The following is a 16339-nucleotide window of genomic DNA, read 5'->3' as shown; positions in this document are numbered from 1 at the left end:
CCTACGCGCCACCGAGTTTGCGGAAGTCCCAGGACACGATCTTCTCGGGGATCAGCCGCACCCACGCGTGTCGGCCGTCGTGCGGCATCTCCTCCAGACCGAAGTTCTTGCGGGCGAACAGCGTCTCGGGAACGTCGAGTTCCGCGCGCAGCTCCCCGGTGCGCGGACTCTCGCCCACGAAGTCCACGGTCCCCGAAAGCTCGACGCCGCGCAGTTCGTCGTACGCCTCGCCCGTGTCGACCACGATCGCCACCCGGGGATCGTGACGCAGATGGATCCAGCGCTTGCTGCGCACCACCGAGTACAGCCACATCGAGGTGCCGTCCCAGGCGAACCACAGTGTGCTGACGTGCGGCGCGCCGTCGGCCGACACGGTGGCGACCCGGCAGGTGCGCTGGGTCGTGAGGAACTCGTCCAGTTCCCCCGGTGTCATCATGATCTTGCGACCCCGGCGCTGAGTGGCGGTCATGCGGCCCCCTCTTCTTGTCCCACGTCGTGCCAGAGGGCCGTGGTCCCCGAGCGGGGAGATCCTCTGACATCACGTCAGAAAAGAATGGAACGTCTTCCGTCGTCGCGCAATGGTGGCTAGTGTCACGCCCCGCCGGTCCGTGCCGAGGAAGAGCGAGGACGTGCCATGCCGTCGCCGGAACAGCTCGTCCACCTCCTCGACCCGGTGAGCACGGTGCTGCTCACCGTGGAGTGCCAGCAGGGCGTCGTGGGTCCCGACAGCGCGCTGCCCGAACTCGCCCGCGAGGCCCGCTCCTCCGGAGCCCTCGCCAACGTCGCCCGGCTGGTCGCCGCCGCGCACGAAAGCGGGATCCAGGTGATCCACGCCGTCGCCGAACGCCGTCCGGACGGCCGCGGCGCCAACCGTAACGCCCGCCTCTTCCGCGCCGCAGAACGCCTGCCCGTCCAGCAGTTGACCGGTACCACCGCGGTGCGGGTGGCGCCGCCGATCGAGGTCGCCGCGGACGACCTCGTCGTACGGCGGCTGCACGGTCTGTCGCCCCTCCAGGGCACCGATGTCGACCCGCTGCTGCGCAATCTCGGCTGCCGCACCCTGGTCGTCACCGGTGTCTCCGCCAACGTGGCGATCCCCAACGCCGTCTTCGACGCGGTCAACCGCGGCTACACGGCGGTCGTGCCGACGGACGCCGTCGCGGGCGTGCCGGCCGACTACACGCCCATGATGATCCGTCACACGCTGGCCCTGGTGGCGACGTTGGTGACCACCGACGAAATGCTCGGCGTCCTGCTGCGGCCCCGGCGGGCCGCACACGGGTGACCGTGCTCAGGCCAGCTTGATCTCGTCGCCGGACACGGTGATCTCCACGGCGGGCAGCGGCTGCGTCGCCGGGACCCGCTTGACGCTGCCGTCCTCGATGGAGAACTCGCTGTGGTGGCACGGGCAGACGATCACGCCGTTCGCGACGCTGGTCACCGGACACCCCTTGTGCGTGCACTTCGTGGAGAAGGCCTTGAACGTGCCCGCCGTCGGCTGCGTCACCACCACGCCCGGCTCCGTGAAGATCTTGCCGCCGCCCTCCGGGATGTCCGAGGTCTTCCCGATGACCGTGCCCGCGGAGCCGGCGCCCGAGGCGTCCTTGTCGCCCGAGTCCTGCGACCCGCACGCGGTCAGCGCGACGGCGATCCCGGCCGCTCCGACGGTCGCCACGACGGTGCGGCGGCTGGGGCCGGTGACGGGCTGAAGCGATTCGCTGGTCATGCTGACGTTCCCTTCCCTGGATCTCACCTGATCTGCACTTCAGTACGGCCGGGGCGCACGCGCCGTTCATCCGGGCGGACCCGCTCTCGTCCGGATGCGCCGGACGAGATGCCGGGAGGACGCCGCGACGGGCGGCCGCCGGGAGCGGTCGGCGTGGGTCGCCCTGACACCCCAGTAACCTGGGGCGATGCTCAAGGAAGTCATCGCGACCCGCTACATCACGCCGCTGCGTGAGGGCGGCTCGCTGCCGGGGCTCGTCGAGGCCGACGACCTCGGGACGTACGTCATGAAGTTCACCGGCGCGGGACAGGGCCGCAAGACGCTCGTCGCCGAGGTCGTGTGCGCGGAACTCGCCCGCCGGCTCGGCCTGCGCGTCCCCGGCCTGGTGACGCTCGAACTGGACCCGGTGCTCGGACTCGGCGAACCGGACCAGGAGGTGCAGGAGCTGCTCAAGTCCAGCGGCGGGACCAACCTCGGCATGGACTTCCTCTCCGGCGCCCTCGGCTTCGACCCGCTCGCGTTCCGGGTGAGTCCCGAGGAGGCCGGGCGGATCGTCTGGTTCGACGCGCTCGTCAACAACGTCGACCGGTCCTGGCGCAATCCCAACCTGCTGATGTGGCGGGGCGAGCTGTGGCTCATCGACCACGGCGCCACCATGATCTGGCACCACAACTGGCGCGGAGCCGAAGCCTCCGCGGCCCGCCCCTACGACATCGGCGACCACGCGCTCAGGCCGTTCGGGCCGGATGTCGCCGCGGCCGCCGCCGAGCTGGCGCCCCTGGTCACCGAGGAGCTGCTCGCCGAGGTCACCGCCGCGATCCCGGACGTGTGGCTGACCGACGAGCCGGGCTTCGACACGCCGGACGAACTCCGGCGGGCCTACGCGCGGCCGCTGCTCGCGCGCGCGGGCGCCATCCACGAGCGCATCCAGGGGGCACAGTGAGCGGGCGGAACGTCTTCGAGTACGCGGTGCTGCGGGTGGTGCCCCGCGTGGAGCGCGGCGAGTGCATCAACGCCGGAGTCCTCGTCTACTGCCGGGCCGCGTCCTACGTAGGCGTGCGTACGCATCTCGACGAGCACAGGCTGCTGGCGCTGGACCCGGCCGCGGACGTCGACGCCGTACGGGCGGCGCTGCGCGCGGTCGAGGGCGTGTGCGCCGGGGGCACCGCGGCCGGGCAGGCCGCGGGCGACGACGCCGGCCGGCGCTTCCGCTGGCTGATCGCGCCGCGTTCCACGGTCGTCCAGCCGGGCCCCGTGCACACCGGTCTGACCGGTGATCCCGCGGCCGAGGCCGAGCGGTTGCTGGAGCTGCTCGTCAGGTAATGGATCACATGCCCGCGGTGTGCCGTTGACACCGCGTGCCAGGGCTTCTAGCGTCACGTCTGCTGAAGGTACTAAGCGGTCGCTCACCTCAGGGGCGTACCGTGGGAGCCGCACTCAAGCGCGAGGAGAACCAGCAATGTCCACCACTGAGCAGCGGGTCGCCGTAGTCACCGGCGCGGCGCGCGGCATCGGCGCCGCCACCGCCGTACGGCTGGCCGCCGAGGGCCGCGCCGTCGCCGTGATCGACCTCGACGAGGCCGCCTGCAAGGACACCGTCGAGAAGATCACCGCGGCGGGCGGCAGGGCCGTGGCGATCGGCGCGGACGTCTCCGACGAGGCGCAGGTCGAGGCCGCGATCGCGCGGGTCGTGGAGGAGCTCGGCGCCCCGACCATCCTGGTCAACAACGCCGGTGTGCTCCGGGACAACCTGCTGTTCAAGATGTCCGCCGCGGACTGGGACACCGTCCTGAACGTGCACCTGCGCGGCTCGTTCCTGATGACCAAGGCGGTCCAGAAGCACATGGTGGACGCGGGCTTCGGCCGGGTCGTCAACCTCTCCTCGTCCTCCGCCCTCGGCAACCGCGGCCAGGCCAACTACTCCGCCGCCAAGGCCGGTCTCCAGGGCTTCACCAAGACCCTGGCCATCGAGCTCGGCAAGTTCGGCATCACCGCCAACGCCGTCGCGCCCGGCTTCATCGCCACCGAGATGACCAAGGCCACCGCGGACCGCGTCGGCATGGGCTTCGACGACTTCAAGGCCGCCGCCGCCACCCAGATCCCGGTGCAGCGCGTCGGCGAGCCCGAGGACATCGCCAACGCCATCGCCTTCTTCACGAACGAGGCGGCCGGCTTCGTCTCCGGCCAGGTGCTGTACGTGGCCGGCGGGCCGCTCGACTAAGGATCGGCGAACATGACTGAACTCTCCGGCAAGGTCGCCCTGGTCACGGGCGCGAGCCGCGGCATCGGCTACGGCGTCGCCGAGGCGCTGGTCGCCCGCGGCGACCGGGTCTGCATCACCGGCCGCAACGAGGAGGCCCTGAAGGAGGCCGTCGACGCGCTCGGCGCCGACCGGGTCATCGGCGTGGCGGGCAAGGCCCACGACGTGGAGCACCAGGCGGCCGCCGTCGAGCGCACCATGGAGGCCTTCGGCCGCGTCGACTTCCTGGTCAACAACGCCGGTACGAACCCGGTGTTCGGACCGATCGCCGACCTCGACCTCGATGTCGCGCGCAAGGTGTTCGAGACCAACGTGATCTCGGCGCTCGGCTTCGCGCAGCGCACCTGGCACGCCTGGCAGAAGGACAACGGCGGCGCGATCGTCAACATCGCCTCCGTCGCGGGCCTTTCGGCCTCGCCCTTCATCGGCGCCTACGGCGTCAGCAAGGCCGCGATGATCAACCTGACCCAGCAGCTCGCGCACGAGTACGCGCCGAGGGTCCGGGTCAACGCCATCGCCCCGGCCGTCGTGAAGACCAAGTTCGCCCAGGCCCTGTACGAGGGCCGGGAGGCGGAGGCCGCCGCGTCCTACCCGCTCGGCCGGCTCGGCGTGCCCTCGGACATCGGTGGCACCGCCGCGTTCCTGACCTCGACCCAGTCCGACTGGATCACCGGCCAGACCCTCGTGGTCGACGGCGGCATCTTCCTCAACGCCGGCGTCGGCTGACCTGCGCGCATCCGGAACGGGCGCTGTTTCCTCCCCCGCGGATCCTGCCGGATCCATACGGGACTTGACGGAAACGGCGCCCGTTTCGTCGTACAGGAGACCTGCAGGCGTTTGCCGACTCCGTTGAACACGGGTTGATCTCGGGCCCCGCAAGAAGCTGGTTCAACTCCCGTCACTCTGCGGTATGGTCTGCCGACCCTTGGTATGCCAGATCGAGGAGCGTGCGCGTGTTCAACCGGAAGCGAAGCCTGCGCCAGGTTGCGGCGATCGCATCCATATCCCTGGTGACTGGATGCAGCTACCTCTCGGCAAGCGACTCCGCGGGGAAGGGCCCGATCGTGGTGGGGACGACCAGCGCCCCCAGCACACTGGACCCCGCCGCCTCCTGGGACGGCTCCTGGGAGCTGTTCCGGAACATCTACCAGACGCTGCTGGCGTATCCGAACGGCGCGACGACGCCGCAGCCGGACGCCGCCCAGAGCTGCGACTTCACCGACGACACCAACACCAAGTACCGGTGCAAACTGCGTGCGGACATGAAGTTCTCCGACGGTGACGCGCTCGACGCCGCCGCGGTCAAGTACTCCATCGACCGGATCAGGAAGATCAACGCGGCCAGCGGTCCGGCCGGGCTGCTGGGCAGTCTGGACCGGGTGCAGGTGCTGGGCGACCGTGAGATCGTCTTCCACCTCAACCAGGCCGACGCGACCTTCCCGTTCGTCCTCGCCACCCCGGCCATGTCCATCGTCGACCCCGACGACTACCCGGCCGACTCCCTCCGCAAGGACGGCAAGGTCTACGGGTCGGGGCCCTACCGGCTCCAGTCCTACGACGAGGGCAGCAAGGCCTCCCTCGTCAAGAACGGGAACTACAAGGGTTTCGCCGACATCAAGAACGACGCGGTGACGATCCGCTACTTCCAGGACTCGGCCACCATGGTCAAGGCCCTGCGCGACCACGACATCGACGTGACCTACCGGGGTCTCGCCGCCGGCGACATCATCGGCCTGGAACGCAAGGACGACGAGCGCGACATCCAGCTCGTCGAGGGCGCCGGCACCGACATCAGCTACCTGGTGTTCAACCCCAAGGACAAGTGGGCCGGCAAGCCGGCCGTGCGCAAGGCCGTCGCCCAGGTCGTCGACCGGTCGGCGATCGCCCACAAGATCTACAAGGACACCGTGGACCCGCTGTACTCCATGGTCCCCAAGGGTCTGACCGGGCACACCACGGGCTTCTTCGACGACTTCGGCGACCCGAACACCGCCAAGGCCCGGGCGATGCTGACCGGCGCGGGCATCACCACGCCCGTTCCGCTCACCCTCTGGTACACCACCGACCGCTACGGCTCCGAGACGGCCCTTCAGTTCCGCGAGCTCAAGCGCCAGTTGGAGACCACGGGCCTGTTCACCGTGACGCTCAAGAGCCGGCCCTGGAAGACCTACGTCGAGGGCTACCAGAACGGCGAGTACCCGGTGTTCGGGCGCGGCTGGTTCCCGGACTTCCCCGACGCGGACAACTTCATCGCGCCCTTCGTGGGCAAGCAGAACGCCCTCGGCACGCCCTACCCGGAGCCGAAGATCGCCGATGCGCTGGCCCACTCCCGAAAGCAGAGCGACCGCGGCGCCGTGATCAAGGACTTCGAGGACGCCCAGCAGGTCCTCGTCGACGACGCGCGACTGCTGCCGCTGTGGCAGGGCAGGCAGTACGTGGCCGAGAGCGTGGACATCTCGGGCGGGGAGCGCGCGCTGGACCCCTCGACGATCATGATGATGTGGGAGCTGTCCCGCAAGACCAGTTGGTAGAGCCGTTCGCCGGGCCGGTTGTCAGTGGTCGCCTGTAGGTTCTGAAGTCTGCAAGCGACCGTACGACATAAGGACATCGACGTGACCGACACCGCCATGCTGCCCGAGTCCTGGCGCGGCGTCCTGGGCGACGAACTCCAGCAGCCCTACTTCAAGGAGCTGACGGAGTTCGTCGAGGACGAGCGGGCGAAGGGGCCCGTCTACCCTCCGCGCGAGGAGGTGTTCGCCGCGCTCGACGCCACACCGTACGAGCGGGTCAAGGTCCTGATCCTCGGCCAGGACCCGTACCACGGCGAGGGCCAGGGCCACGGCCTGTGCTTCTCGGTCCGCCCCGGGGTGAAGGTCCCGCCGTCCCTGCGCAACATCTACAAGGAGATGCACGAGGAACTGGGCACGCCCGTCCCGGACAACGGCTATCTGATGCCGTGGGCCCAGCAGGGCGTGCTGCTGCTCAACGCGGTGCTCACCGTCCGCTCCGGCGAGGCGAACTCGCACAAGGGCAAGGGCTGGGAGAAGTTCACGGACGCGGTGATCCGCGCGGTGGCCGACCGGCCCGACCCGGCGGTCTTCGTCCTGTGGGGCAACTACGCGCAGAAGAAGCTGCCGCTGATCGACGAGAGCCGGCACGTGGTGGTCAAGGGCGCTCACCCCTCGCCCCTGTCGGCCAAGAAGTTCTTCGGCTCCCGTCCGTTCACGCAGATCAACGAGGCCGTGGCGGCGCAGGGACACGAGCCCATCGACTGGACCGTGCCGAACCTGGGCTGACCCGCTGCCGGGCCGGTCCCTTTCATCGGCCGGCCCGGTGCCGCCTGCTCCGGATCCCCGGTCCCTGCCGTTAGCGTCGGTCGGCAGGGTCCGGCGAGGACGCCGACGAGCACGCGGAGGACGCGGTGGCGGAGCGACAGGGGCAGACGGCATCCGATGCCGTGCTGACGCGGATCGGGCAGCTCGTGATGCTGCATCACGCGGGCGATCGCGAGGAGGCCCGCCGCCGGCTGCTGGAGCTGTGGACGGAGCTCGGCGAACACGGCGAGCCGCTGCACCGCTGCACCCTGGCGCACTACCTCGCCGACACCCAGGACGACCCCGACGACGAACTCGCCTGGGACCTGAGGGCGTTGACCGCCGCAGAGGAACTCACGGACGAGCGACGCGCGGAGCCCGACCAACTGGTCGCCGTACGGGCGCTGTACCCCTCGCTGCACCTGAACCTCGCGACGGACTATGCGAAGCTCGGCCGCCGCGAGGCCGCCCGCAGCCATGTCCGCCGGGCCCGCGGGGCCGCCGGGGCCCTGGGCGACGACACCTACGGCGACGGGATCCGGGCGGCGATCAGCCGGCTGGAACTGACGCTGGAGGAAGGAGACGGCTCCGGCGGGGGGATCTGGGGCCCGCCGCGGCAGCGCCCCTGAGGGGCCGGGGAGCCGTCGCCTGCCCGGGGCGGGCGACCGCCCCGGGGGCTTCGCCGCGATCGGGGGCCGCACCGTGCTCGGGGGCCGTCGCCGCGATCAGGGCGTACGGGCTGTCGCCTCAACGCCCGTACGCCTGCTCGCAGATCGCCGACTCCGGGCTGTCCGCGCGCCAGCCCCCGTACGTCCTGCCGAGGGCGCACAGGTCCGGGTTGCCGCGCACCGTCCCGGACATCTCCGGGATCTCGGTCCGCGGCCGGTGAGGCCCACGGGAGCGCGGGCGCGGCGGCCGGGGCACGGTGTCCGGCTGCGCCCGCCCGGCCGCCGCGTGCCCTCGCGGAGCCGCCTGCCGCGGTGCCGGCGTCGGCGGCTGCGACCCTTGCCGCGGCCCTACGAGCTCCAGAGCCTCCCGGTCCGGTGCCTGCACCACCTGGGACTGCGGGTCGACCTCCGCCCGGGGCACGGGTGAGGACGCGGGCGCCGCCGCCGGAGGGTCGGCCGCGGGCGGACGCTGGACCGTCACACAGCCGGTGAGGGCCGACACGGCCACGGTGGCCAGAAGCGTCGCGAGGGTCGTCGTTCGATGCACCCGCGCAACTCTGATGGCTCGGACCCCGTGAGGCACGGCGGACGAGCGGAGGTTGCCCCACACGGGTGATCCCGCACCCCCTACGAGGGTTCCGGGCCCGCCCGGGCTGACGTCAGTCGCCCGTGACGCCGTCGACGCGCTCACGGATCAGATCGGCGTGACCGTTGTGACGCGCGTACTCCTCGATCATGTGCGTGTAGATCCAGCGCAGGCTGAACGGCTCGTCGTTGTGCCTGCTGCGCCCCGCGGAGAGCTCGTCGAGGCCGAGGCCGGCCGCGTTGCGCCGGGCGATCCCGATCTCCGCCTGCCAGCCGTCGTGGGCGTCCTGCCAGGTGTCCGCCTCGGTGAGATGGAACTCGCCGTCCGGATCCTCCTTGCTGTAATAGATCGGCCCGGGGTCGTCGCCCGTCAGCACCCTGCGGAACCAGTTCCGTTCCACCTCGGCCATGTGCCGCACGAGACCCATCAGGGACAGCTCGGACGGGGGCACGGCGGCGGTCCTGAGCTGCTCGTCGGTCAGGCCCTCGCACTTCACGGCGAGCGTCTGCCGGTGGTAGTCCAGCCAGCCCTCCAGCATGGTGCGTTCGTCGGCGTCCTGGTCCGGTTCCCTGCGCTCGGTCGTCATGCCCTCATGCTCACCCGACCCGTCCCGATCCACCAGGGGTTTTCGACCGGGCCCTGCGTATGCTGCCGTGCAGGCAGGCGCGGACAAGCAGAGAAGGAGCCCCCGTGAAGGTCGGCTGCATCGGACTCGGTGACATCGCGCAGAAGGCCTATCTGCCGGTGCTCGGGGTCCAGCCCGGGATCGAACTGCACCTTCAGACCCGGACCCCCGCCACCCTCGACCGGGTCGGCGACAGTCTTCGGGTGCCCGGCGCCCAGCGCCACCGGGACCTCGAGTCACTGCTCGCCCAGGGCCTCGACGCCGCGTTCGTGCACGCGCCCACCACCGCGCACCCCGAGATCGTCGCCCGGCTGCTCGAAGCGGGCGTACCGACGTACGTCGACAAGCCGCTCGCCTACGAACTCGCCGACTCCGAGCGGCTAGTGGCGCTCGCCGAGCAGCACGGGGTGTCACTCGCCGTCGGCTTCAACCGGCGTCACGCCCCGGGCTACACCCAGTGCGCGGAGCACCCGCGGGAGCTCATCCTGATGCAGAAGAACCGCATCGGGCTGCCGGAGAAGCCTCGCACGATGATCCTCGACGACTTCATCCACGTCGTGGACACCCTGCGCTTCCTGGTACCCGGCACGGTCGACGACGTGAGCGTGCGGGCCCGCGTACGCGACGGTCTGCTGCACCACGTCGTGCTCCAGCTCGCCGGGGACGGCTTCACCGCGCTGGGCGTGATGAACCGGCTCAGCGGCTCCGCCGAGGAGATCCTGGAGGTCTCCGGCCAGGACTCCAAGCGGCAGGTGATCAACCTCGCCGAGACCGTCGACCACCGGGGCCAGCCCACCCTGCGCCGCCGCGGCGACTGGGTGCCGGTGGCCCGGCAGCGTGGCATCGAGCAGGCCGTACTGGCCTTTCTCGACGCGGTACGGGCGGGCAGGGTGCTCAGTGCCCGGGATGCGCTGGCGACTCATGAGCTGTGCGAACGCGTGGTGCGTGCGGTACAGGAGAGCCCCGGCGCAGTCTGACCGCCCGAGCGCCCTCGGTCAGGCACAGCGCCGCCAGCACCAGCAGCGACACCTGGGCCGGCCAGTCGCCGAACCGGACGTACGGGGTGACGCCGGTGGCGAGCGGCACCTCGTACACCCGCGCCGCGCTCGTGTCCGTCCCCAGCCACGGACCGATCCGTTCCCCGCTCGGCCCGTACACGGCGGAGACCCCGGTCAGCGTGGCGTGCACCATCGGCCGGCCGGTCTCCGCCGCGCGCAGCGCCGCCAGCGAGGCGTGCTGCTCGGGAGCCCAGCTCCGCTGGAACGTCGAGGTCGAGGACTGGCCGACCAGGACGTCGGCGCCGTCCTCGGCCAGGTGCCGGGTCATGTCGGGGAACGCGGTCTCGAAGCAGACCAGCGGGCCGATGCGCAGCCCGTGCCCGGCGTTCATCACCACCTGCTCGGTGCCGCGCCTGCGGTCCTCGCCGGCCGCCCTGCCGACCGAGGTCGCCCAGCCGAGCAGGGACCGGGCCGGGACGTACTCGCCGAAGGGGACGAGCCGCATCTTGTCGTAGCGGTCGCCGGTCGGGCCGTCCGGGCCCACCAGGATCGAACTCTTGTAGATGCCGGGCCGGTCGGAGCGGCGCGCGTCCACGTTGACCAGGATGTCCGCTCCGGTCTCCCGGGAGAGCGCGGCGACCCGCCGGGCCAGATCGGGGCGGTGGCCGAGGTCGAAGCCGACACTGCTCTCGCCCCAGACGATCAGATCGACGTGCCGGCCGGCCAGTTCGCGCGTCAGCTGTTCCTCCCGGGCGAAACGGCGGTCGCCGCTGTCGGGGCCGCCGACCACCCCGGGCTGGACGACGGCGATCCGCACGCGCGAGTCCGTCTCGGGGCGCGGTGACCACACCCAGGCGGCCGAGGCGGTCGCGGCCGTCGCGACGAGAGCGGCCACGGCCGGTATCCGGGCCCGCGGGACCGCGGTGAGGACGGCGAACGCGACGTTCACGGCCACCACCAGGAAGCTGAGCAGCCACACCCCGCCGACCGACGCCAGCCGCAGGGCCGCCGTCACCTGCCACTGGCTGGCGCCGAGCATGCCCCATGGCCCGCCGAGGCCCTGCCAGGAGCGCACCAGCTCGATCGCCAGCCAGCCCGAGGGCAGCACGACCAGGGCGGCCAGGACCCGGCCGCCCGAGGGCACCCCGGCCAGGAACCGGCGCACCAGCCAGGCCCACGGCGCCCACAGCGCGCCCAGCAGAGCCGCGATGACCAGCAGGAACACATGCAGGTTCGGCAGCAGCCAGTGGTGCATGGCCAGCAGGAACCCGAAACCGCCGCACCAGCCGTCGTACGCCGCGCGCCGCCCGCTCGGCGCGGCCCGCGCCAGCAGGATCCACGGGACCAGGGCGGCGTACGCGAACCACCACAGGGAGGGGGCGGGGAACGCGAGCACGGGCAGCGCCCCGGCGAGTGCCGCGAGAGTCCCACGGCGCCAGGGGGAGACGAGCCACCGCTCGGGCCTCCTCATCGCCGCCCTCCCGCTCCGGTCCGGGAGGTCGGCAGCTCTTTACGCGGCTCGGGGCCGGTGCCGGCACCGGCCGGCCGGTGCATTGGGACCAGCTCGGGTTCTGGCAACAGGACTCACTCCCGCTCCGTCTCCGGGGACGGTTCCAGTGTGCGCGCCGGGGTGGGGGGTGCGACAGGGTGCCTCGGCTCAGTCGGCCGGGGCACGGTGGGCGGGGCCGGCCGACGGGCCGGGGACGCGGCGCCACTTCTCCTCGACGACCACCTCGCGCAGCCGCCAGCCGTCGTACGTCCGCAGCAGCGTGAAGGCGTAGCGGCCGCCGCACACGAAGTCCGGTGCCGCCGCGGAGCCGTCGCCGCCGGGACCGGCGAAGCGCATGGGGTTGAGGTAGTCGGCCTGGACGCGGGCGGTGTCCCCGGTGTCCTGCTCCAGGATCCCGAAGCGCACCCGGCGGTTGACGATCAGATGCTGCCGCATGGCGAAGAGCCGCATGCTGTCGGCGAGCCAGCCGGCCACCGTGCGGGCGTCGCCCTCGATCCCGCCGGCCGAGCGGTAGTCGGCGCGCCCGTCCGGGGTGAACAGGCCCCGGTAGGCCGCCCAGTCGCCGTCGTCCACCGCCACCGCGTAGTCGGTGACCAGTCCGTCCACCGCCAGCCGGTCCATCACGGTCGCGAGCTCCACACGCTGCGTCATCGGCTCAGTGTTGGGCATGGCGCGGGCCGCGCCAAGGGGCGTGCGGCGACATTCGGGTCAGGTGTTCTCCGGGCTGTTCTCCGGGCCGTTCTCCGGGCTGCTCTCCGGGCCGTGTTCCGGATCCTTCTCCGGCTCCTTCAGCTCCTTCTCCGGGTCCTTCTCCGGTTCCTTGGACCGCCGACGTGAGACCTGTTCGCGCGCGGTGTGCCAGCGGGAGCGGGCCTGCTCGACCACGAGGTCCCACTGGCGGCGGACCTCGTTGTCCGAGGGGCGGTGGCCGTGCTTGATCCGGACGAGCTCGTCGCGCACCTCGCGGCCCACCGCCGCCGACCCGACGATGACGAGCATGGCGGCGAAGAGCGCGGAGATCATCGCGAAGACGGCGCCGATGGCCCCGTAGCGCGAGGCGTAGGAGTTGAACAGGCGCGGCAGATACACGGCCGCGCCCACCGAGTAGACGGCCGTCAGGACGGCCGCGGTGGTCACGAAGGGCAGCAGGTCCGCCCAGCCGATCCGCTTCGCGGACAGCAGCCGGCCGCTCCACAGGAGGAAGGCGGCGGTCAGCGGCACCTCGGACACCGCCGCCGTCAGTTCCAGACGTCCGCCGCCGAGGACCGCGTGCAGCCATCCGGTGACGGCCATGTAGACGCCCAGCGAGATGATCCACCACAGGCCGTTGCGTGTGTTGCGGACACTGAGCGGCTTGAGCTGCCAGGTCTGTTCGAACAGCCGCTGCGAGGCCCGTGCGAAGCTCAGCGCGGAGATCGTCAGGAACACCACCCCGAAGACGCCCGCGCTCGTGACGTCGTCCTCGGCGGGGGTGAAGAGCGACCGGACGGAGGTGGCGCCCGCTCCGGTGAGGCCGTAGCGGCTGATGATCCGTTCCGCGGCGTCGTAGTCCGTGGCACTGTTCAGCACGGCGCTGGTCAGGATCGCGAGCGGGATGACCGCGGTGAGCGCGCTGGAGGCCAGGGCCATCGCGCGGTCGAAGCCCACGATCTTCTGGAACCTGTTGACGACGCGCAGCGCGAAGGAGGGGCGCAGCCAGAACGTCAGGGTCCTGGTGACGCGCTCGCGATTGATCTCCGCCGTTCTGTCCTCCGTAGCGATCGTCACCTTTGTGGTGATGTGACCTTAATGGACGGCTTGATGGGCGGACAGGGCGACACGGCCCGGCCGGGTCGGCGGTGCGGTGCCCGGTCAGGACCCGGCCGGCCGGTCGGGGTGACCGTCGAGGTGGGCGGCCGGCTGCGGCCGGGGGAAGTGCCGGGAGCGGGTGCGCTCGATCACCAGTACGGCGACGTCGTCGCCGGGACTGCCTCCGACGTGGCGGAGCAGGTCGTGGTGGATGTGCCGCAACAGGGTGTCGGGGCCGTTGACGGGCAGGAACGAGGTGATCCGTTCGGCGAGCGGATAGAAGGCCCCGCCCGGCGACCGGGCCTCGACGACCCCGTCCGTGTAGAGCACGAGCAGGTCACCGCCCTCGACGGTGAAGGTCTCGGCGGAGCGGGGCGAACCGGCGGCGGGTTCGCACAGGCCCAGCGGCGGTACGGGGTGCCGGACGGACAGGGCGGTGACCTGCCGGCCGCGTACCCGCAGCGGAGCCGGATGGCCGAAGTTGATCAACTCGGCCTGTGCGGTGTCGTCGGGGATGTCGAGCATGAGCGCGGTGATGAAGTGCTCGCCGAGTTCCTGCTCGGTGTCCACCACCTCCGCCAGGTTCCGGTGGACGCTGTCCTCGACCGCGGCGGCCAGTTCGGGCAGGGGGCCGTACCGGTGCGCGCCCTCGCGGAACGCTCCCAGGACCAGGGAGGCCTCGGCGATGGCGCCGAGGCCCTTGCCCCGGACGTCACCGATGATCACACGGGTGGCGGGCCGGTCGGCCCGGGCGACGGCGAAGAGATCGCCCCCGATCTGCGTCTCGTCCTCGGCGGACAGGTACAGCCAGGCCACCCGCAGCGGGCCGACCCGCCGCGGCGGTGGTCTTAGCAGTACGCGCTGTGCCGTCTCGGCCACGGACCGGGCCAGGCCCAGTGATCGCTCCCTGCGCTCCTGGATGTGGCGCAGGAAGACCGTGAGTCCGGAGAGCAGGGTCAGGGCGGTGATCTGCGCCAGATGGTTGGGTGTGGTCAGTCCGCCGTGGAACACGGCGATCAGCGCCTGGGCCGTGATGGCCAGGGTCCCGGCCAGCGCGGTCATGGCGGTGCCGCCCAGCGAGGCGGTGAGCGCGGGGGCGACGACGAGCAGGGGGCCCAGGTGGACGTCCTGGGGGACCTGGAGGTCCACCACGGTGATCGCCACGATCAGTCCGAGTGGAATCGCCACCAGTCCACGGCTCAGTGGCTGCTCGAGGAGGTGGTCCACCGAGGCGCGCCGAAGACCCATATGTCCATTTTGCGCTCTGGTTGAAATATCGCCGCGCATTGGGGAGACCGGAGTGGCGATCGAGGGTGTCGGGAGGAGGGATCCCGGGGCCGGGAGTGGCGGTCGGGGGGCCGGGAGCGCGGACCGCGGGGGCCGGAAGCGGCGATCGGGGGGCGAGTGGCGCGTGCGCGTGGACCCGGAAGGAGATGTCCGTCCGGCGGCGACCTCCCCAGGTGCCGCCGGACGGAGAGCGGGGGTGGTGCGGCTCAGGCCGCCTTCACTACCTCGCCGCGGATCGCCGCGGCCCACTCGACCACCAGCAGCTCGTACTCCGTCCGCTCCTGGGTCGACAGCGAGCCGCCGGTGCGCATCCAGAGCGCCCGGATCTGCTCGTTCACCTCGGCGGCGTCACGCACGGAACCAGGGGTCACGGATTCGGGGGACATGGGGGTCAGCCTAGGGGCAAGCACTGACAGTGCGCTACCGGGTCACTACACAGATCGTATGCCGTAGGTCACGAGCGCGGGATCGCCGGCGCGTGACGGCGGCGGGGCGGCCGGGGTGGAACGGCCGTGCGCGGACCGGGAGTTCGCGTGGTGCGGCAGCGGACGGGCCGGACATGGCGGTCGGTCGAGGGCTCCCCCTCCGTGAATTCCGGCAAGGGAGAGCCCTGTTGGTGTCGCGCGGGCGCCGTCGTGCGCGGGGCTCAGCCCGCGGACTCCGCCGCGTGCGGGCTCAGCACGCCCGCGGCCACCAGGCCGATGACGACGATGCCGAGGGCGACGCGGTAGTAGACGAACGGCATGAAGGACTTGGTGGAGATGAACTTCATGAACCATGCGATGACGGCGTAGCCGGACGCGAACGCGATCACCGTCGCGAACAGCGTCGGCCCCCACAGCACATGGTCGCTCTCCAGCGCGTCCTTGGTCTCGAAGAGGCCGGAGGCGAGTACCGCCGGCATGGCGAGCAGGAAGGAGTAACGGGCCGCCGCCTCGCGCTTGTAGCCCATGAACAGGCCGCCGCTGATGGTGGCGCCGGACCGGGAGACGCCGGGCACGAGGGCGCAGGCCTGGCAGAAGCCGTAGATCAGGCCGTCCTTCACGCCGAGGTTCTCAAGCCCCTTGCGCTGCTTGGGCGCACGGTGCCGGCCGCCCTTCTCGTCGCGGTCCGCGAGGCGGTCGGCGATGCCTATGACGATGCCGACGACGATCAGCATGGTCGCCGTCACCCGCAGATCGCGGAACGGTCCCTCGATCTGGTCCTTGAGCGTCAGGCCGAGCACGCCGATCGGGATCGAGCCGACGATCACCAGCCACCCCATCTGCGCGTCGTGGTCGCTGCGCATCGCCTTGTCGAAGAGCGAGCGGCACCACGCGGAAAGGATCCTGCCGATGTCCTTGCGGAAGTAGATCAGCACGGCGGCCTCGGTGCCGATCTGGGTGATCGCGGTGAAGGCCGCTCCCGGGTCCTTCCAGCCCGAGAAGGCGGCGGTGAGCCGCAGGTGCGCGCTGGAGGACACGGGGAGGAACTCGGTCAGCCCCTGGACGAGGCCGAGGACGAGGGATTCGAACCAAGACATGAAGTGAGGAAGTCCAAGTGCCGATGCGGGAAGGGGCGAGGGTCCGCCGGGTCCG

Annotated in this window: 19 protein-coding genes; 9 read left to right on the top strand and 10 right to left on the bottom strand. The window is 71.3% G+C overall.

The genetic code is table 11. The annotated features are described in order from the left end of the window. Position 1: 1 nt before the first annotated feature. A complete protein-coding gene (locus tag ACWC24_RS10090; protein WP_450662355.1) occupies positions 2–469 on the bottom strand; it encodes a pyridoxamine 5'-phosphate oxidase family protein in 468 nt (155 codons plus the stop codon). A 165-nt stretch (positions 470–634) separates the two neighbouring features. Between ACWC24_RS10090 and ACWC24_RS10085 the strand changes: the two genes are divergently transcribed. Next, positions 635–1285, top strand: coding sequence for a cysteine hydrolase (locus ACWC24_RS10085; protein WP_450662354.1), 651 nt, complete (start codon positions 635–637; stop codon positions 1283–1285). Between the two features lie 6 nt (positions 1286–1291). On the opposite strand, the gene ACWC24_RS10080 is transcribed toward ACWC24_RS10085, so the two are convergent. Continuing rightward, complete coding sequence (locus ACWC24_RS10080) at positions 1292–1726, bottom strand: Rieske 2Fe-2S domain-containing protein (RefSeq protein ID WP_450662353.1); 435 nt, start codon at positions 1724–1726, stop codon at positions 1292–1294. Positions 1727–1913: 187 nt separating this feature from the next. Between ACWC24_RS10080 and ACWC24_RS10075 the strand changes: the two genes are divergently transcribed. The 7 genes from ACWC24_RS10075 (at position 1914) to ACWC24_RS10045 (ending at position 7929) form a co-directional block, all read left to right on the top strand. Then, positions 1914–2669 carry a HipA family kinase gene (locus tag ACWC24_RS10075; protein ID WP_450662352.1) on the top strand — a complete coding sequence of 252 codons (756 nt, stop codon included), beginning with the start codon at positions 1914–1916 and terminating at the stop codon, positions 2667–2669. Then, entirely contained in the window at positions 2666–3049 is a 384-nt protein-coding gene (locus tag ACWC24_RS10070; protein ID WP_450662351.1) for a DUF3037 domain-containing protein, read from the top strand. The genes ACWC24_RS10075 and ACWC24_RS10070 overlap by 4 nt, the downstream gene beginning before the upstream one ends. A 136-nt stretch (positions 3050–3185) precedes the next feature. Beyond that, positions 3186–3947 carry a 3-oxoacyl-ACP reductase FabG gene (gene fabG / locus ACWC24_RS10065; protein WP_392618385.1) on the top strand — a complete coding sequence of 254 codons (762 nt, stop codon included), beginning with the start codon at positions 3186–3188 and terminating at the stop codon, positions 3945–3947. 12 nt (positions 3948–3959) lie between these two features. Further along, positions 3960–4712 carry an SDR family oxidoreductase gene (locus ACWC24_RS10060; RefSeq protein ID WP_450662350.1) on the top strand — a complete coding sequence of 251 codons (753 nt, stop codon included), beginning with the start codon at positions 3960–3962 and terminating at the stop codon, positions 4710–4712. A gap of 227 nt (positions 4713–4939) precedes the next feature. Beyond that, positions 4940–6517, top strand: coding sequence for an ABC transporter substrate-binding protein (locus ACWC24_RS10055; RefSeq protein WP_450662349.1), 1578 nt, complete (start codon positions 4940–4942; stop codon positions 6515–6517). A gap of 81 nt (positions 6518–6598) precedes the next feature. Next, on the top strand, positions 6599–7282 hold the full coding sequence (locus ACWC24_RS10050) for a uracil-DNA glycosylase (protein ID WP_450662348.1): 684 nt from the start codon (positions 6599–6601) through the stop codon (positions 7280–7282). Between the two features lie 125 nt (positions 7283–7407). Further along, entirely contained in the window at positions 7408–7929 is a 522-nt protein-coding gene (locus ACWC24_RS10045; protein ID WP_450662347.1) for a hypothetical protein, read from the top strand. A gap of 118 nt (positions 7930–8047) precedes the next feature. Here ACWC24_RS10045 and ACWC24_RS10040 read toward each other — a convergent pair whose 3' ends face one another. Together ACWC24_RS10040 and ACWC24_RS10035 are read right to left on the bottom strand one after the other, a co-directional pair. Then, on the bottom strand, positions 8048–8515 hold the full coding sequence (locus ACWC24_RS10040) for a hypothetical protein (RefSeq protein WP_450662346.1): 468 nt from the start codon (positions 8513–8515) through the stop codon (positions 8048–8050). 112 nt (positions 8516–8627) lie between these two features. After that, positions 8628–9140 carry a DinB family protein gene (locus tag ACWC24_RS10035; RefSeq protein ID WP_450662345.1) on the bottom strand — a complete coding sequence of 171 codons (513 nt, stop codon included), beginning with the start codon at positions 9138–9140 and terminating at the stop codon, positions 8628–8630. A 104-nt stretch (positions 9141–9244) separates the two neighbouring features. Between ACWC24_RS10035 and ACWC24_RS10030 the strand changes: the two genes are divergently transcribed. Next, a complete protein-coding gene (locus tag ACWC24_RS10030) occupies positions 9245–10156 on the top strand; it encodes a Gfo/Idh/MocA family protein (protein WP_450662344.1) in 912 nt (303 codons plus the stop codon). Here ACWC24_RS10030 and lnt read toward each other — a convergent pair. From lnt to ACWC24_RS10000, 6 genes are all read right to left on the bottom strand, one after another. Then, positions 10074–11648, bottom strand: coding sequence for an apolipoprotein N-acyltransferase (lnt, locus tag ACWC24_RS10025; protein ID WP_450662343.1), 1575 nt, complete (start codon positions 11646–11648; stop codon positions 10074–10076). The genes ACWC24_RS10030 and lnt overlap by 83 nt on opposite strands. A 186-nt stretch (positions 11649–11834) precedes the next feature. Next, on the bottom strand, positions 11835–12338 hold the full coding sequence (locus ACWC24_RS10020) for a nuclear transport factor 2 family protein (RefSeq protein WP_450662342.1): 504 nt from the start codon (positions 12336–12338) through the stop codon (positions 11835–11837). Between the two features lie 57 nt (positions 12339–12395). Beyond that, positions 12396–13454 (bottom strand): hypothetical protein, encoded by a 1059-nt coding sequence (locus ACWC24_RS10015; RefSeq protein ID WP_450662341.1) that lies wholly within the window; start codon positions 13452–13454, stop codon positions 12396–12398. A gap of 84 nt (positions 13455–13538) precedes the next feature. Further along, positions 13539–14723, bottom strand: coding sequence for a PP2C family protein-serine/threonine phosphatase (locus ACWC24_RS10010; RefSeq protein WP_450662340.1), 1185 nt, complete (start codon positions 14721–14723; stop codon positions 13539–13541). Between the two features lie 245 nt (positions 14724–14968). After that, a complete protein-coding gene (locus ACWC24_RS10005; RefSeq protein WP_450662339.1) occupies positions 14969–15148 on the bottom strand; it encodes a hypothetical protein in 180 nt (59 codons plus the stop codon). 260 nt (positions 15149–15408) lie between these two features. Then, complete coding sequence (locus ACWC24_RS10000; RefSeq protein WP_450662338.1) at positions 15409–16284, bottom strand: undecaprenyl-diphosphate phosphatase; 876 nt, start codon at positions 16282–16284, stop codon at positions 15409–15411. Positions 16285–16339 lie beyond the last annotated feature (55 nt).

It is taken from the genome of Streptomyces sp. NPDC001443, assembly GCF_053597355.1.
Note: the sequence above shows the minus strand (reverse complement) of the source record. Positions and strands in the feature narration are given on the sequence as shown.

Coding starts and splice junctions, on each gene's coding strand:
- ACWC24_RS10090 (WP_450662355.1), bottom strand. CDS start 469: ATGACCGCCACTCAGCGCCGGGGTCGCAAGATCATGATGACACCGGGG.
- ACWC24_RS10085 (WP_450662354.1), top strand. CDS start 635: ATGCCGTCGCCGGAACAGCTCGTCCACCTCCTCGACCCGGTGAGCACG.
- ACWC24_RS10080 (WP_450662353.1), bottom strand. CDS start 1,726: ATGACCAGCGAATCGCTTCAGCCCGTCACCGGCCCCAGCCGCCGCACC.
- ACWC24_RS10075 (WP_450662352.1), top strand. CDS start 1,914: ATGCTCAAGGAAGTCATCGCGACCCGCTACATCACGCCGCTGCGTGAG.
- fabG (WP_392618385.1), top strand. CDS start 3,186: ATGTCCACCACTGAGCAGCGGGTCGCCGTAGTCACCGGCGCGGCGCGC.
- ACWC24_RS10060 (WP_450662350.1), top strand. CDS start 3,960: ATGACTGAACTCTCCGGCAAGGTCGCCCTGGTCACGGGCGCGAGCCGC.
- ACWC24_RS10035 (WP_450662345.1), bottom strand. CDS start 9,140: ATGACGACCGAGCGCAGGGAACCGGACCAGGACGCCGACGAACGCACC.
- lnt (WP_450662343.1), bottom strand. CDS start 11,648: ATGAGGAGGCCCGAGCGGTGGCTCGTCTCCCCCTGGCGCCGTGGGACT.
- ACWC24_RS10020 (WP_450662342.1), bottom strand. CDS start 12,338: ATGACGCAGCGTGTGGAGCTCGCGACCGTGATGGACCGGCTGGCGGTG.
- ACWC24_RS10010 (WP_450662340.1), bottom strand. CDS start 14,723: ATGGGTCTTCGGCGCGCCTCGGTGGACCACCTCCTCGAGCAGCCACTG.
- ACWC24_RS10005 (WP_450662339.1), bottom strand. CDS start 15,148: ATGTCCCCCGAATCCGTGACCCCTGGTTCCGTGCGTGACGCCGCCGAG.
- ACWC24_RS10000 (WP_450662338.1), bottom strand. CDS start 16,284: ATGTCTTGGTTCGAATCCCTCGTCCTCGGCCTCGTCCAGGGGCTGACC.